The organism is Bacteroides sp. 90-K9/2, from assembly GCF_047310725.1.
GTDB classification, from domain to species: domain Bacteria; phylum Bacteroidota; class Bacteroidia; order Bacteroidales; family Bacteroidaceae; genus Bacteroides; species Bacteroides vicugnae.
In genome coordinates this window covers 120,776-136,750 of the sequence record NZ_JBCGVL010000003.1, presented here as the reverse complement: position 1 = coordinate 136,750, position 15,975 = coordinate 120,776, and the positions used below count along the sequence as shown (strand labels likewise).

Annotated in this window: 16 protein-coding genes; 13 read left to right on the top strand and 3 right to left on the bottom strand. The window is 41.7% G+C overall.

Annotation, left to right across the window (positions count from 1 at the left end):
- The first annotated feature begins 35 nt into the window (after nt 1-35).
- The gene (locus tag AAHJ11_RS09975; protein ID WP_413579469.1) at nt 36-941 is read left to right on the top strand and encodes a helix-turn-helix domain-containing protein; all 906 of its coding nucleotides are present in this window, start codon (nt 36-38) and stop codon (nt 939-941) included.
- 67 nt (nt 942-1,008) lie between these two features.
- On the opposite strand, the gene AAHJ11_RS09970 is transcribed toward AAHJ11_RS09975, so the two are convergent.
- A complete protein-coding gene (locus AAHJ11_RS09970) occupies nt 1,009-2,766 on the bottom strand; it encodes a 1-deoxy-D-xylulose-5-phosphate synthase (protein ID WP_413579468.1) in 1,758 nt (585 codons plus the stop codon).
- Nucleotides 2,767-2,900: 134 nt separating this feature from the next.
- On the opposite strand from AAHJ11_RS09970, the gene AAHJ11_RS09965 reads away from it, so the two are divergent.
- The 3 genes from AAHJ11_RS09965 to AAHJ11_RS09955 all read left to right on the top strand — a co-directional run bounded on the left by AAHJ11_RS09965 (nt 2,901) and on the right by AAHJ11_RS09955 (nt 3,853).
- Nucleotides 2,901-3,086 carry a cyclophilin-like fold protein gene (locus AAHJ11_RS09965; RefSeq protein ID WP_413579467.1) on the top strand — a complete coding sequence of 62 codons (186 nt, stop codon included), beginning with the start codon at nt 2,901-2,903 and terminating at the stop codon, nt 3,084-3,086.
- Between the two features lie 98 nt (nt 3,087-3,184).
- Nucleotides 3,185-3,502 carry a type II toxin-antitoxin system RelE/ParE family toxin gene (locus AAHJ11_RS09960; protein ID WP_413579466.1) on the top strand — a complete coding sequence of 106 codons (318 nt, stop codon included), beginning with the start codon at nt 3,185-3,187 and terminating at the stop codon, nt 3,500-3,502.
- Between the two features lie 6 nt (nt 3,503-3,508).
- Complete coding sequence (locus AAHJ11_RS09955) at nt 3,509-3,853, top strand: HigA family addiction module antitoxin (RefSeq protein WP_413579465.1); 345 nt, start codon at nt 3,509-3,511, stop codon at nt 3,851-3,853.
- Nucleotides 3,854-4,013: 160 nt separating this feature from the next.
- Here AAHJ11_RS09955 and AAHJ11_RS09950 read toward each other — a convergent pair whose 3' ends face one another.
- Nucleotides 4,014-4,505, bottom strand: a complete 492-nt coding sequence (locus AAHJ11_RS09950) for a hypothetical protein (protein ID WP_413579463.1) — start codon at nt 4,503-4,505, stop codon at nt 4,014-4,016.
- Between the two features lie 499 nt (nt 4,506-5,004).
- Entirely contained in the window at nt 5,005-5,616 is a 612-nt protein-coding gene (locus AAHJ11_RS09945; protein WP_413579461.1) for a recombinase family protein, read from the bottom strand.
- 399 nt (nt 5,617-6,015) lie between these two features.
- Between AAHJ11_RS09945 and AAHJ11_RS09940 the strand changes: the two genes are divergently transcribed.
- The 9 genes from AAHJ11_RS09940 (at nt 6,016) to AAHJ11_RS09900 (ending at nt 15,957) form a co-directional block, all read left to right on the top strand.
- Complete coding sequence (locus AAHJ11_RS09940) at nt 6,016-7,275, top strand: OmpA family protein (protein ID WP_413579459.1); 1,260 nt, start codon at nt 6,016-6,018, stop codon at nt 7,273-7,275.
- A 7-nt stretch (nt 7,276-7,282) separates the two neighbouring features.
- Nucleotides 7,283-8,644: a DUF6562 domain-containing protein gene (locus tag AAHJ11_RS09935; protein WP_413579457.1), complete on the top strand. Its 1,362-nt coding sequence runs from the start codon at nt 7,283-7,285 to the stop codon at nt 8,642-8,644.
- A gap of 13 nt (nt 8,645-8,657) precedes the next feature.
- A complete protein-coding gene (locus AAHJ11_RS09930) occupies nt 8,658-10,112 on the top strand; it encodes a hypothetical protein (protein ID WP_413579456.1) in 1,455 nt (484 codons plus the stop codon).
- Nucleotides 10,113-10,161: 49 nt separating this feature from the next.
- Entirely contained in the window at nt 10,162-11,526 is a 1,365-nt protein-coding gene (locus AAHJ11_RS09925) for a hypothetical protein (protein ID WP_413579455.1), read from the top strand.
- A 289-nt stretch (nt 11,527-11,815) separates the two neighbouring features.
- Complete coding sequence (locus AAHJ11_RS09920) at nt 11,816-12,160, top strand: DUF6261 family protein (protein WP_413579453.1); 345 nt, start codon at nt 11,816-11,818, stop codon at nt 12,158-12,160.
- A gap of 57 nt (nt 12,161-12,217) precedes the next feature.
- The gene (locus AAHJ11_RS09915; RefSeq protein ID WP_413579452.1) at nt 12,218-12,625 is read left to right on the top strand and encodes a hypothetical protein; all 408 of its coding nucleotides are present in this window, start codon (nt 12,218-12,220) and stop codon (nt 12,623-12,625) included.
- Between the two features lie 206 nt (nt 12,626-12,831).
- Entirely contained in the window at nt 12,832-13,863 is a 1,032-nt protein-coding gene (locus AAHJ11_RS09910) for an alpha/beta hydrolase (protein ID WP_122135936.1), read from the top strand.
- Nucleotides 13,864-13,929: 66 nt separating this feature from the next.
- On the top strand, nt 13,930-14,793 hold the full coding sequence (locus AAHJ11_RS09905; protein ID WP_122135985.1) for a DUF3737 family protein: 864 nt from the start codon (nt 13,930-13,932) through the stop codon (nt 14,791-14,793).
- Between the two features lie 3 nt (nt 14,794-14,796).
- On the top strand, nt 14,797-15,957 hold the full coding sequence (locus AAHJ11_RS09900) for a MalY/PatB family protein (RefSeq protein ID WP_413579450.1): 1,161 nt from the start codon (nt 14,797-14,799) through the stop codon (nt 15,955-15,957).
- Nucleotides 15,958-15,975 lie beyond the last annotated feature (18 nt).

Here is a 15,975-nt window from a genome sequence, read left to right as displayed (position 1 = left end):
AAATCGTATTTTTACATCATAAAAAGAAGATGTAAATGGTAAAATCTCGTATATTTGATAATACGCAGCTGTTGAAGGAGCATCCGGAACTTCCTCATTATAAAGAGGAGGTAGTCTGTTTTAGGAGTGAATATAAAGACAGAAGTTATCCGGCAAATGAATGTTATTTCAATCGGGAACTTTATATGATATTCGTTCTTGAAGGTCGTTCGGAGATTCTGCTGAATGGAGAGTTTATTGCGATAGAGCCGAATATGCTGCTTATTCATGGAGCAAATTATCTCACGGAGCATCTTTACTCAAGCCGTGATATTCAGTTTATTACTCTTGCCCTTTCCGAATCCATGCGGACAGACGATTCTTATTTGACACAAATAACGGCTATCTTATTGGCGACAATGAGGCAGAATAAACAATATACGATACAGTTGACAGAGTACGAAGCCCAAATCATCCATAAGGAACTGGAAGTGTTGATGCGCCTGCTGAATATTGAACATCATTTTCTTTTCCGGCGCATACAGGCAGCGTGCAATGCTTTATTTCTTGATATAGCTGATTTTCTTTCCCGAAAGACAATTATTAAAAAAGAGGTCAGCCGTAAAGACCACGTTTTACAGGAGTTTCATGCACTGGTTACCCAGAATTTCAGGGAAGAACATTTTGTGAGCTTTTATGCGGATAAACTGGCTATCAGTGAGCAGTACCTGGCCCGTATTGTACGTGCTGGAACAGGCAAGACCATCAATAGTATTATAAACGAACTGTTGGTTATGGAAGCGCGTACCTTGTTGAGTTCTACAAAATCTACGGTTGGTGAGATTGCTTCCAAGTTAGGGTTTAGTGATGCGGCAGCTTTTTGTAAGTTTTTCAAAAGGAATGCAGGACAAACTCCATTGAATTATCGGAAAGGATTGTTACTTCATATCGAAATGAAATAGGTTGATGTAATTGTCTTAACCGACAATATACATCAACCTGTTGAATATATAGTGAATGGGTTTGATTTTAACCGATAAGTGCTGTGATATCTTCTACAATCTGCTCATCTGTCAAGTGATTGGCACGGAGAAACTTCTGTAAATCAAAACGATCTACAAATTCCTTTTTAGCTCCATAATTCAGGACTTTCATGTCTGTAGCACCATAGTAGCGGGCAATTTTTTCACCGAAACCGCCATCCAATACACCGTCTTCCAATGTTATCACTAACTCGTGATCTGCTTTCAGTTCATCCATCAGTTCGTTGTCTACACCGGTGATGTAACGCGGATTGATGAGTGTTGCGTCGACATTGGCTTTTTCTTTCAGAAGTGATGCAACCGACTGTCCTAATCCATAGAATGAACCCAAAGCCACAATGGCCACTTTCGAACCGCGATGAGTAACTTTGTAACGATTGAGAATGCTGTAATCGGAATCTACCGGTTCTCCGCTACTGATTACATCTGTTGCCGGCACACGGATAGCAACCGGGTGTTCATTCTGGCGGATACTCCATTCCAGCATGGCAATATATTCTTCCTTACAAGTTGGAGCCAGATAAACCATATTAGGAATATTGCTGATAAGCGGAATATCGAAGAAACAGAGATGAGTCACATCATTCATCCCGGATAACGTACCCCAGAAGACCAACAAAACAGCCGGATTGTTATTGATACAAAGGTCTTGTGAAAGTTGATCGTAGGAGCGTTGGATGAATGTACTATATACTCCGTAAACGGGTTTCCCACCATTGGCTGCGATGCCCGAAGCAAGAGCTACTGCGTGTTCCTCGGCAATGCCTACATCTACGAATTGCTTGCCTGCTTCCTGACGGCGGTCCGGAGTAAATCCCAGAACGGTGGGAGTACCAGAAGTGATTGTTACCACACGCGGGTCCTCCTTCATCTTTTTCAGCAGGTATTGGGCGGTTACCTCGCTGTAATCTTCTTCTTCATCACTCACTTTTGCTTCTCCGGTTTCTACATTGAATGGAGTACGCCAGTGGTAAGTCTCTTTATCTTGCTCGGCACGTGCATAACCCTTACCTTTTAATGTATTGATGTGTACTACTATCGGATGCTGAATATCTTTCACTTTAGAGAAAGCTTCAATCAATGCCTGTACGTTATTACCATCATTTACATACATATAATCCAGTCCCATTGCCTTAAAGAAGTTGCATTCGCACTGACCGTTACTGTCACGTAGTTCTTTCAGATTCTTGTACAATCCTCCGTGGTTCTCGGCAATAGACATCTGGTTGTCATTAACGATAATAATCATGTTAGTGCCAAGCTCTGCTACATAATCCAATCCTTCGAAGGCTTCACCTCCGCTTAAAGAACCATCCCCTATGACGGCTATGATATTTTCATTGCCGCCTGTAAGGTCACGTCCCTTTGCCAATCCGCTGGCCAGACTGACAGAAGTGGAAGTATGTCCGATGATGAAGAAGTCATGTTCACTTTCTTGCGGTTCGGTATAACCTGATACGTTGTCGTATTTTTCCGGATGAAGGAACGCATCTTTACGACCGGTCAGCATCTTGTGTACATAACTCTGGTGCGATACGTCAAATACAATTTTGTCTTTGGGCGAATTGAATACATAATGTAAAGCAATCGTTGCTTCCACCATTCCGAAATTAGGTCCGAAATGCCCGCCATGTTCACTTAATTTTTGCAGGAGTGCTGCACGGATTTCTCCACTTAACTCGTTTAGTTCTTTTTCCGACAGTTTCTTAACATCTGCAGGAGAATAAATATTTTCTAAATACATATCAAACAGTTTTTCTAAATAATGTTTTTACTTATTTCTTTATGACACTGCAAAGATACTGCAGGATTTGAAATCTGTTTGTATATGAATTACGGATTAATTTACCCATATTACAGTTCCCCTTCAATAAGGGAGTGAAACGGGGATGTGCGCCTGCTCCCGGGGATATTACGATTTATGCGCCTTGGGGAAATGTGGCCATTTTTTATAAAAAATGGTCGCAAAGCAGTGACTTGATTCTGATTGGTAGCATTGATGGAGATGGTATCAAGGCTTTGAGTGTGCCGGGAGATCTGACGGTGAAGTTTGAAAGGGAATAGAGAAAAGCTATGCTATTTTTTTATTGCAAAGAAAATATTCGCAAATATGCGAATATTGAGGTGAATTTATTATCTTTGCAACTAAAGAAACAAATGAAATGGTAGTAACATTTGGTAAAGAGTATTTGAAAGAATTATATGAGCTTGGAAAAGTGAATGACAAAAAGCACCGTTTTCAACCTGATATTGTACGTAGATACAAACGTTGCATAGATATAATGATAAATGTTTCGGATATTGTCTCTCTTTGCAAATACAATGGTCTAAACTTTGAGAAGTTGTCTGGTGATAAGAAAGAACTTTGTTCTATTAGAGTAAACAGCCAATATCGTATTGAGTTTACAGTAGCAGAAATGCAAGGTGATATTGTAACTACCATTTGTAATATAATTGAATTGTCTAACCATTATAAATAATAAGTTATGATTAAAATAGATGGCATAGACCCTAAAATGATAGCTAATAACTTAAGCCCTTTTGAGCCAACGCATCCAGGAGAAATACTAAAGGATGAAATAGAATTTAGAGGAATCTCTCAAAAGAAACTGGCTAAAGAAATGGGAGTATCTTATACAGTATTAAATGAGATATTGAATGCAAAGCGTCCGTTAAGTACAGAGTATGCTATGCTCATAGAGGCCGTATTAGATTTAGATGCTGAACCATTGCTTCGGATGCAAACATGCTATAATTTGCAGATGGCAAAGCGGGATAACAAGTTTATGGAAAAGCTTAACAAAGTACGAAAAATAGCAGCGATATTGTGATAGGTTTTTAGGAAAATAATTGGGAATTATATACTAAAACTTGGTCAAACGCATAGCAGGAAATTATTAATGGAATAAATAGAATCTGATGGTGCATCAGTTTTGAGGCGCCATCAGAATTTTAAGCATTGACTTTTCTTATTGAGAAAAACGAGAAATCTTACTTAGTATTCTCTTTCGTAATTTTCCTCCATCTCTGAAATGCTCTCATCAAGCTTTCCTCTTCTACCAACTCCACCATATTATAATGTATAACGAATAACTCCATCGATCTTTTATACATAATCCCATTCTTGAATTTATTTTCCAGCAAAAACGAATAGAGCGCCACTCTCATTTCCACTTCGATCTCCTTTTCTATAATATAGATGCTGTCCTGCCCAAAGTAGTTATATACTTCCGGGTTCTTTCCGTTTCTGGGTTGGGGGAGAACGAAGCAGATATTTCCACTTTCCCTCCAAGAGACACCTTGCGGATGAGGGGTTGATAACTGTTGTAAGAAGTGGTAGATGATTGTGAAGTGGGTGAGATGAATCGGGATAGGGAGTTTTGAAGATGAATTACTTTGAGATTGAATTTCTAAACTTTGTCCGTACTGAACATACATGTACCTAGCCAAATAAGGCTTGATGGCAAACGTAACTGTAACCATGGGAATGTCTTTTTAATGTTTAAATTTATGATATACCGAATGCTGCCTTTAACAGCATTTTCCGTCTCGCTTGTTGAATAAAATCCCATGGCTTGCGGGGACGGAAATACGATTTTGTAAGAAGTTGAAATTCAATTGGTTACATCCGTTGATTTTGGTTTAAAACCAACGGGCCGTTCCTTTAAAAGGGACGACCCGTTCGACACCGAGGAACACCCTCTTCCTTTTAAAGGAACGGGTAGCTCCTTAAAATCCACGTGGCAAAGCTATGCTTAATATTCGAAAATTTCAAAGTGATATATTTAGCTCATGATATGTATATGTAATCAAAAATAACTTTTTGCTTACATTCTAGTTTTGCGCGTATAGATATAAATAGCGTGTAATAAATATTGGGTGGATATTAGTGGAAAATATTTAACTATATTTATTAATGAAGTTGTTTAAATAGCCTGATAAGTCCATGGTGATGCTTGTTTTATTGTGTGAGTTTGTTGTTTTATGCTTCATCAGTATCTGACAAATATTTCTTTCTGAATTGCCTGAATGTCTCATGGGCAATTCCATATTCTTTATAGATATGTTTGATACTTACCCCTGCTTTTAATTTTTCTGAAATCTCCAGTTTATGGGCTTTTAGATATTCCATTTTCGGACTGCTGCCTTCTTTACGCCCCATGTGCTTGCCTTGAGCTTTCCGAAGTGCCATTGCTTCACGGGTACGTTGCGAGTTTAGCTTATGCTCAATCTCGGCGGCAAGTCCAAACGCAAAGCTCAATACCTTACTGTTAATGCTGTCATCAAAAACATAGCCATCTTTCGTGCTATGTACTGTGACGCTTGAATCAATACACAATTTCATAATTTCCATAATCTCGTGTAATGAGCGTGAAAGACGAGAGAGTTCAGTAACAATAAGTATGTCACCTTTCACAAGTTCACGAACTATGGGACCTAACAGCCGATTTTTACGTTCTGTTTTGCCGCTAACTGTTTCCGTTACCCATTCGTCAATAACGATGTTTTTAGACTTTGCGTAACTTTTGATCTCTCTTTCCTGATTTTCGAGGTGCTGGCGACCTGTACTAACCCTCAAATAAGCAATAATCATAATTTTACTGGTTTTAATTGATAAATAGTTGATTAATTAAAACCGAAAGTGAATTAAAAAGCTCATCTGTTTGCAGTTAAATGTTTAAGAATTTACTTAATGTGAAGAAGAGAGAAAAGAGAAGATAAAACTAGGATTTTGAGGGGATTACGCTTGTCGCTAATTAAGGGATGCCTTAATATGTGATTTTACACCTGTTAAGAAAATTTCCCTTCAAAATTAACAAAAACGTTCTATTCTCTTGATTTGCAAATATAATAGATTACTTTGACTTATTAACGAAACAGGGGGGATTTTTTCGTTTTTGATGGCAAAAATATCACATATTAAGGCATCCCTTAATTAGCGAATTCTTTCTTGATAAATAACACACAATCAACAAACTAATATTTATATATAATGATAAAAAGAACAGTTCAATTAGGCAAACAAATCCAATTCGGATTTGCGTTCCTTCTTTCACTCTTTTGTATGGTACTACCAATGTCAATATTGGCTCAAAAAAGTACTAATCAGTTATTTAAAATCTCCAAATGGTACATCGGTTCCGATGCCGGAGTCTCCTTCGGTCGTGGCGCATTCTGTTCCTTCGGAGCAGACAAAACCTGTATAGGTTATGGTTTTGGTCTATTAGGTGGCTATCATATCAATAGCTTCCTATCCACAGAAGCTGAGTTACGGTACTCCCGTCTGGGGTTTGGTGCTTACGATTGCTGCAAAGACCTCTATTTGGCTGATGGTAACCGCTACTATGCACCACTTGCCGGAGCAAAGAGCTACCGCTATGGCGATCTTTTTTCGTCCGTCAATCTCTATGAACTCGGCTTGCATCTGAGCATCGACTTTGTGAAGATGTTCTGTCCCGAAAGCCGTTGGTCATTCTTGCTATCACCTGCCGTGTATGGTGTAGCCTCGAAAGCTACCGTTAAGACTACCGAAGGCGAGAACGAAGTGTTGAAAGGCGATGGACAAATGCACTTCGGTGTAGGTGGTGATTTGGGTGTAGGTTATCAGATAAGCCCATGGGTAAATCTGCGACTTTATACCGGAATGACTTATCTCACAGGCAAAGGCATTGATGCCATGCCCCAAACAGAGCACAAGACCAATTACACTTGGGACACAGGTGTGAAAGTCACTTTTGCACTGGGCAGAAGCAGCAAGAACAAGAAACAGAAGCCTGTGGAAGTAGTTGCCGTTGCTCCCCAGCCCACGGAAGTAGCCCAACCCGAACGACCTGTTGTTCGTGAAGAAGCTCCACAACCAAAAACAGAGGCAAAAGTAGAAATGGTACAGCCCAAACAAGCCGTAAGCCAGCCGACGGAAACGGTCGTTTACGAAACCACCATCTACTTCTCCCGTAATCAATGCAAATATATTGAGGAAAGCGAGTATAAAACAACCGTGGAACTGCTCCAAGCCCTTGCCGAACATCCTGAAACACAAATCACCCTTGTTGGCTGGGCGGACAAAACGGGAACAGAAGCACGGAACGAAACCATTTCTGCCCGTCGTGCCGAAACGGTGAAACGCTACCTTATGAATAAAGGTATAGCGGTAGAACGTATCTCTGCTGAAGGCAAAGGTGTGGATACCAAGCCTACCGATGATGCCAAAGCCCGCCGCACTGAAATCAAGTTAATACTCACCGAAAAATAAAAGCATTATGATACAGACATTCAAAAAAGTCGCTTATGGGCTGGCTTGTATAGCAGCTTTCTTTCTAACATCGTGCGACAAGACAGCGCACGAAATTCCTGAAGACGCACCGAAGAACAGCCCCACCGTTACCGTAGGCATCAACACCGATGCTATCGGAGACACCCCACTGAAAGACGTGCATCTTTATTTTTTCAACTCTTCGGAAATGCTTTCAAAGCATACTTATTATCCCACGATGCAATCATTGGCATTGGATAGAATGTTGATGGAAACAGGTTATTACACCATCTTTGCCGTACTCAATACCGAAGAATCGTGTGTGCCCACCGTCAGCCGTGCAATAGATTTGCCCGAAATGACCTTTGGGGAGTTTTGCCAATGGGTGAAGTCCATCGACAATGGATCGTACCCCAACCTCGCTACCGGACTGGTGCGCTACGAGGTAAAAGAAGGCGTTTCGCAAATCATCATCGACGTGAAGAAGGGCAGCGAAGCGGTAGGCTTTTCTATTGTAACGCTGAATCTCACGTTCCCGTCGCCACGCTTGCCGGACTTTGTAGCAGCACAAAACAAGAGCCGTGCGGCAGACGGCGATTTGAAACTGCGTGCCGTCGTCGAAGTGTATAACAAAGGCACTGACACTCGTGTGCTGCGCAAAGAGGAATTTGTAACCGCTACGGCTACCGAAGGTATATATACTTCTACCCTGCAACTTACACCGGGCAACTACGATGTGCGCCTGTGGGCAGATTACACCACCAACACACAGACGGATAATCATTACATCACCTCCGACACCAAGAGCATTAAGATACTCGGCAAAGACGAATACCGTGCCAACACCGACACAAGGGATGCTTTCACGAAAGCCCTCACGCTTACCGTTGGTAATAAAGACCAAAGCGAAGGAATAACCATGCACAGGCCTTTGGCGAAATACCGCCTCGTGGCAACCGATGTAGCGAAGTACAATCAACTACGTGCCGAACGTAATTACCCTGCACTCGAAGACTTGAAAATCAGTATCGTCTACGAAGGCTTCCTGCCTTGCGCCTACAACGTCAGTACCCAGAAACCTTCCGATTCCGATGGTGGCTATGGCTATGCCTCGGCATTGAGTGAGCAGACCGATGAAGCCACCACCGTAGGAAAAGATTTTGTATTGGTGAATGGCGAACAGTCGTTTGTCACCGTAACCATCCTCTTTAAAGATGCCAACGGCAAGGCTATCAGCGGTATCAACGGTGTACGCATTGGCTATCGTGCCGGACAACTTACCACCGTTACAGGTAATTTCCTCACGGCTGGCGTGGGCGGCGTGCAGGTAGACACTGAATGGAGTGGCGATTACGAAGTAAATTTCTAAATAAGCAATGACGATGAAAAGAATATTTTATATACTAAGTGCAATGCTGTCTATCACGCTGGCATCATGCAGCAACGAAGAACTGGGAGAAAACAAGACCTTCGGCACAAGAGAAGTGACGGTAAATGCAGCCCCGGATTACAGAATGGCAGACGGTAGTGCCGCGCCGAAAACAAGAGGGACAGTAACGGTAGACCGTTATGTGATAGAAATATACGAAAATGCAGACTATTCCACTGCCGCCAAAGTATTTGAAAACGTAACATCTTCCCGTGCCACCAATGCCACAGGTTCTTTCACTATGTCACTGGCAAACGATAAAGATTATTATTGCCTGATGTGGGCAGATAAGAAAGCGAACGGTGCGGAAGCCTACATCGTCACCAATTTGAAGAACATTTCACTTGTATCAGGAGTCAAACCTACCGAAGCTTTTTATGGCACATTGTCCATCAAAGGTGGCAAAACAGAATACAGTACTTTGCTTCATCGTGCCGTGGCAAATATTGTATTGAAAGAAACAGGTACACTTCCGGCAGGAACACTAAGTATGAAGTTTCAGCAACACACGGCTTTCGATGTCAGTGGGGCTACTATCAAAGGGGCAGCCACCGAAAGGATGGAGAACCTGACCGTAGCCGAAACCAAAGGTGCAAAGGATAATCCGGCAAAGATAGAGACAGATGCTATTTTTGTGCTTGCACCCACTGCAAGTGCAGGAACAACAACGTTCACTTTTCAATATGAATCAGAAGCCGAATTTGAAGTGGCAGATGTACAGATTCAGTCGAATTATAATACGAATATTACCGGACATTATGCAAAAGAAGCCGATACACCCACTGCGTCAGAATACATTGAAGTGAATGGCATCAAGGTAGCAGTTGGTAACTTGGTAGCGGACGGGGCTCATGGCGCTAAGATTGGCAAAGATACCGATGGTGGCTTGTACTTCCAGTTTGGTTCGCTCGTTGGTTGGAGCGGTAGTGCCAATGCCGACGGTACGGGAAGGGGCAAGAACAATGATGTTGAATTGTCTGCTGTGGTGACTCCTGAAGGTTATAGCGCTACCGGATGGGATGCATCCTGGGCAGGCGATCCTACGGCAGATACTCCTTCAGCCGGTACGGGTGATCCTTGTCGTTATTACCTGAAGGGTACTTGGAGACTGCCTACAAAAGCAGAATGTGAAACGTTTATTCCGGAATATTCCAATGGTTGGAGTTGGGATGACTCTTCAAAATCAGCAACTCATACTTCCGGTCTAAAAATTCCTGCTTCAGGCATGCGCTACGTGGGCGGAAAGTTGTTTGGTGTTGAGGCGGGAGCTGTGTATTGGAGTGCTACTTCCGATGCAGAGAACGGGTATGCGTTTGGCTTCGATTCTGAACAAGTGGAGGCAGTCTCCAGCAGGTTTCAGTGGGTTGGATGTACCATACGTTGCGTCCAATCAAACATAAAGAAATGAAAACATCAAAATAAATTCAATTATTAACTTTTAAAGAAGAAAAAGAAGTATGAGAAATCAAATCTTATTAGCCCTGTTGGGCATGGCAGCCATGTTCACAGGATGCAGCCAAGAAGACAATCTCGGTAACCAATCGACAGACAAGGTTACGAGTTTCACCCTGGGGGTGGATGATGGAGTAAAGACCCGTACAGGTGTAACGGAGCCAACGGATAAACCGACTCGTTACATCATGGAAGTGTACGAAGCAACCTCCTCTGTGGGCGCAGAACAAGCTACTCAAGTAGTGCAGACCACAAATACCTTTAACGTAACGTTGAAAGACGGACAAGACTACACCATCCTTTTTTGGGCAGACTATTCGGACGGCGTATTCGATGCCGCCAAACTTCGTGAAGTGAAGATTGCCACAGGCAAGGTAGTCACTAAAGCCGCCTTTGCAGGCGTAGCGCAATTCAAGGTAGGAACGGATGATGCCACAAAGTACACAGCCGTCACCTTGAAACATGCCGTAGCACAGGTGAAATTCAATCAAACCGGAACGCTGACAGCTAAACCATCTAAACTGACGGTGAAATATCCCGAAAGCTATTCGCTGAATGTGGAAGGCTACACCACCACTACAATCACCGGGGAAGTAACGCACGATCTCACTTGCAACGCTGTTACCACCGGGGTGATTGCTACCGATTATATCATTGCATCCAATGAAGACAATGCACTTATGAACATCGAAGCAACATTGGATAGCGAAGCGAAGAAAGATATCTCGAACGCTCCTTTCCGTCGTGACTATACTACAACCATCAGTGGGGCGTATAGTGACAAGTATAGTGCAACGTTCACTTTAAGTTGTGATGCTGACTGGGCTGGAGATAATGAAGCTGAGATTGTTCCACCTGCCACCAACTTAAAAGTGGGCGATTACTATCCTGCCGGAGCAACGAAAGCAACCGCCACAGGTGTAGTATTTTGGGTAAACCCTGACGATGCAACCAAAGGCAAGATAGTTTCGATGGACGAGCCATCAGGTACTCTGATTTGGTGTACATACGCGGCCAACGGTAATCTCTTGATTCGTTCTGATACTGATGGAGCTGAAAATACGGCTAAGGTAACGAATGATAGAGGTTACACCGATGAAATTTACCCTTCCGTAGCATGGTGTGTGAATAAAGGAGAAGGATGGTATATGCCTGCCAAGGATGAGTTGATAACACTTTATACAGTATGGAGTGCAGATAAAGAAGGATTCAATGCCAAACTGAACACAAACATTGCGTCTGATAAGTATTGGGCTTCCACGGAAGATAATGGTTCTTATCAGTATTATGTAGACTTTAATGACGGTAGCAACGAAAACGACTATAAGGCAATTACTTATCATTACGTTCGTGCCATTCTTGCCTATTAACTATTTAGCAATTTAATAGCGGCTTGCCGCTTGTTTATATTTTAATACAATATGAAGAAGTATATTCGGATGCAGCCTATACTACTGCCGCCAATATATTTGAAGAAGGTACTAAGAATAAAGATACCGACTAATCCCCTGTAATGGATTTTCCTCTCCGCCGGGCAAGAGGTAAACTTGCCCGGCAAACTCAAATTTAAACCACCTTGCAACACCTGTTTAATGCTTGTAAGGTGGTTTTCTCACTAGAAATTATATTGTAATTCTGAATTCAATATTCAAGACAACGATGGCTAATGCAAAAACGCACAGACTGGCTCTCAATCGGCTAAGCCATGCAGAGTACATCTGCTTTGCACAGCAAGTAACTGGAATAATACCTTCTGCCAAAGCCTTGCATGTGGCGGAAAGTGTAGTAGTACGTTATAAAAACAGCCTCGCAGTATTGATTGACAAGGCGGAGCAGTTGCAGACGAGAGACTGCATCGCTATCCGTGCAGAAATGGATGAACTATACGAAGACATCACCGCTACGGTGGATGCGTTCAGTATTCTTCAACCATCGCAAGAGATTGCCGATTTTATCTCCCGACTGAATAAGTTGGTGGATAGAACAAGAAAAGCAAATCGGTAGTGCATAGTTCGAAAAAGGTAGTGTAGCAAACATTCGTAAAACTTAATCAGCCAAAACATGAACCATGAAAAACAACAGACAGAAGTAAAGCAGATGATTGAAACGCTCGTCTGTGAAGATTTGAGCGATGAGAAATATTGCCAATATCACAGTGCTGTGCTGGAATTCGTCTCTATTGCTGTTAAAGAGGGGACATTCTTTCTACCGATGGATCTCTATTGCAAGTACAAAGGTTTTGTGGGGCTGTTCTGTAAAATGTTTCAGAATATGCAATCAGATAACCAAGCAAAATTGCCTTTTGTTGATTGGAAAGACATGTACCATTGCTATCGCATTCAAGCAGAAATGCAATACCGAATATTGTGCCGACTGATTGTTCCGGCTTATCAAAAAACAACTATTCCCGAAGAGAGGGAAACTTTGAAAAGTGTCATTGACGGCATACATAATATTACCAGAGGGTAAAGACGGGATACAAGCGTGTATCTCAATATTGCATTTCCACCTTTTATATTCATATTTATCCAATTACATTCTTTCTTAATATTCTGTAATCTGTAATTGGGGTTATAATGTCAGTAATTCGTCTACAAATGGTCTCTTTCTTTCATCGTACTTTTGCAATGTCGAAAGTAGATAATCAATTCATTAATTATTAAAACACAAGAGATATGAAACGGATTTTATTATTAACAACTGTATTTATGATAATGCTCGGAACCAGTTTTTCTTCTGCACAGACAGATGCTGATAATTTTTATAAAAGTGATCGGGTGAATGTAGAAAAAGTCTCTTTTTCTAACCAATATAAGATGAAAGTAGTAGGTAATCTTTTTCTGCCCAAGAGTATGAAAGAAGGGGAAAAATATCCTGCAATCATTGTAGGACATCCGATGGGGGCTGTTAAGGAGCAGAGTGCGAATCTCTATGCAACGAAAATGGCGGAAAGAGGATTTGTTACACTATCCATCGATTTGTCTTTCTGGGGTGAGAGTGAAGGTGAGCCGCGTAATGCTGTTTTGCCGGAGGTTTATTCGGAGGACTTTAGCGCTGCGGTTGATTTTTTAGGTACGCGTCCGTTCGTCGACCGGAATCTTATTGGGGTAATTGGAATTTGTGGGAGTGGAAGCTTTGCTATTAGTGCAGCGAAAATAGATCCTCGTCTCAAGGCCATTGCAACAATCAGTATGTATAATATGGGAGCAGCCAACCGTAATGGATTAAATCACTCATTAACGTTGGAACAGAGAAAGCAAATAATGGCTGAAGCGGCGGAACAGCGTTATACTGAATTTTTGGGTGGGGAAACAAAATATACCAGTGGTACTGTACATCAGTTGACAGAAACGTCCAGTCCGATTGAGCGGGAGTTTTATGAATTCTACCGTACACAGAGAGGAGAATTTACTCCTGGCGGAGCAACTCCTATGACCACTACACACCCTACGCTCTCAAGCAATGTGAAATTTATGAATTTCTATCCTTTCGAAGATATTGAAACTATTTCACCCCGCCCCATGCTTTTCATCACCGGAGAGAATGCCCATTCACGTGAATTTAGTGAAGATGCCTATCGATTGGCTGCCGAACCTAAAGAACTGTATATAGTACCCGGTGCCGGACACGTAGATCTTTACGACCGTGTGAGCCTTATCCCGTTTAATAAGCTGGAAGCTTTCTTTAAGGAGTATCTGAAGAAATAAATTTCAATACCATAAATAGGATATACTATGTGTAATTTTTGAAATAACAGATTGAAAAATAAAATGATGCAACAAATAAGACATAAAGAATATGGAGGTGAACGCCCTCTATTTGCAACCCATGACATTCAGTTGGAAGATGTAACGATTCACGCCGGTGAATCGGCACTGAAAGAATGTAGTAATATCATAGCGATAAACTGCCGTTTTGAAGGGAAATATCCTTTTTGGCACACCAACGGATTTACAGTGAAGAATTGTCTTTTTACAGAAGGAGCTCGTGCCGCCCTGTGGTATTCTCAAAGTCTGCAAATGGCGGATACTTTGGTGGAAGCACCGAAGATGTTTCGTGAAATGGATGGGATAAAACTCGAAAATGTGCAGTTGCCCAATGCCTTGGAAACGTTTTGGTATTGTCGTAATATAGAACTGAAGAACGTACAGATTGATAAAGCAGATTATCTTTTTATACACAGCGAGAATATTCATATACAAAATTACGCTCAAAATGGAAACTATTCGTTTCAATATTGCAAGAATGTAGAAATCCGTAATGCAGTTATTAACTCCAAAGATGCTTTTTGGAATACGGAAAATGTAACTGTCTATGATTCGGAACTGAACGGAGAATATCTGGGATGGCATTCTAAAAATCTGCGTTTGGTAAATTGTAAGATTTCGGGCACTCAACCTCTTTGTTACGCACATGATCTGGTGATGGAAAATTGTACGATGGCGGAGGATGCTGACCTTGCTTTTGAGCACAGTAGCGTAAAAGCAACGATTAAAAGTCCGGTTCATAGTGTGAAAAATCCTCGTACGGGGAGTATTGTAGCCGAAAGTTTCGGAGCTATTATCTTGGATGAAAATATGAAAGCACCGGGAAATTGTGAATTGAAACTCTGGGACGACCTAACCTGTTTTGATTGAAATATGAAGTATAATTTCGATGAAATTATTCCACGCAGAGGTACGAATTCCTATAAATGGGATTCGTCCGCAGATGCGGATGTCTTGCCGATGTGGGTGGCTGATATGGATTTCCGTACGGCTCCCCCCGTCGTGGAGGCACTGAAGAAGCGGGTGGAACATGGGATTTTCGGATATGTACGCGTGCCTGACGCATACTACGAGGCGATAACCAATTGGTTTGCACGACGACATACCTGGCGGATAGAAAAAGAATGGATTATTTATACTACCGGAGTTGTGCCGGCAATATCTGCTGCAATTAAAGCACTGACAGTACCCGGCGATAAAGTGATGGTACAGACGCCTGTATATAACTGCTTTTTCTCCTCTATCCGTAATAACGGGTGCGAGATGATTGCCAATCCTTTAGTATATAGAAACAGAGGGTATCAGATTGACTTTGATGATTTGGAGAGAAAAGCTTCCGATCCGAAGGTAAAACTCATGTTGTTATGTAATCCGCATAATCCTGTCGGAAGAGTATGGAGTAAGCAAGAATTAAGGCAGATAGGTGAGATTTGTATTCGGAATAATGTGTTTGTGATCGCTGATGAAATTCATTGTGAATTGGTTTTTCTGGGGTATGAATATACTCCTTTCGCTTCTATATCAGAAGAGTTTCTTATGAATTCAGTAACCTTTGTTTCGCCTAGCAAGGCTTTCAATCTGGCAGGGCTTCAGATAGCCAATATTATTTCTGCAGATGCAAATGTACGGGTGAGAATAGATAAAGCGATTAATATAAATGAGGTATGTGATGTGAATCCTTTCGGAGTGGAGGCGTTGATGGCTGCTTACAATGAGGGCGAAGAATGGCTGGAAGAACTTAAAATCTATTTGTTTGCGAATTACATCTATTTAAAAGGTTATTTTGATGAATATCTTCCGGAATTTCCCGTAATGATGTTGGAAGGTACATATCTGGTTTGGGTGGATTGCTCGGTCTTGAATCAAACGTCAGCAGAAATAGTAAAAGACTTGTTGAAGAAAGAAAAACTTTGGGTGAACGAAGGCAGTCTGTATGGAGAGACTGGTGAAGGGTTTATCCGTATCAATATTGCGTGTCCGCGACAGCGGTTGATTGAAGGATTAAACAGATTGAAGCGGGTACTGAAATCATAAATACGAATGAAAAGAAGT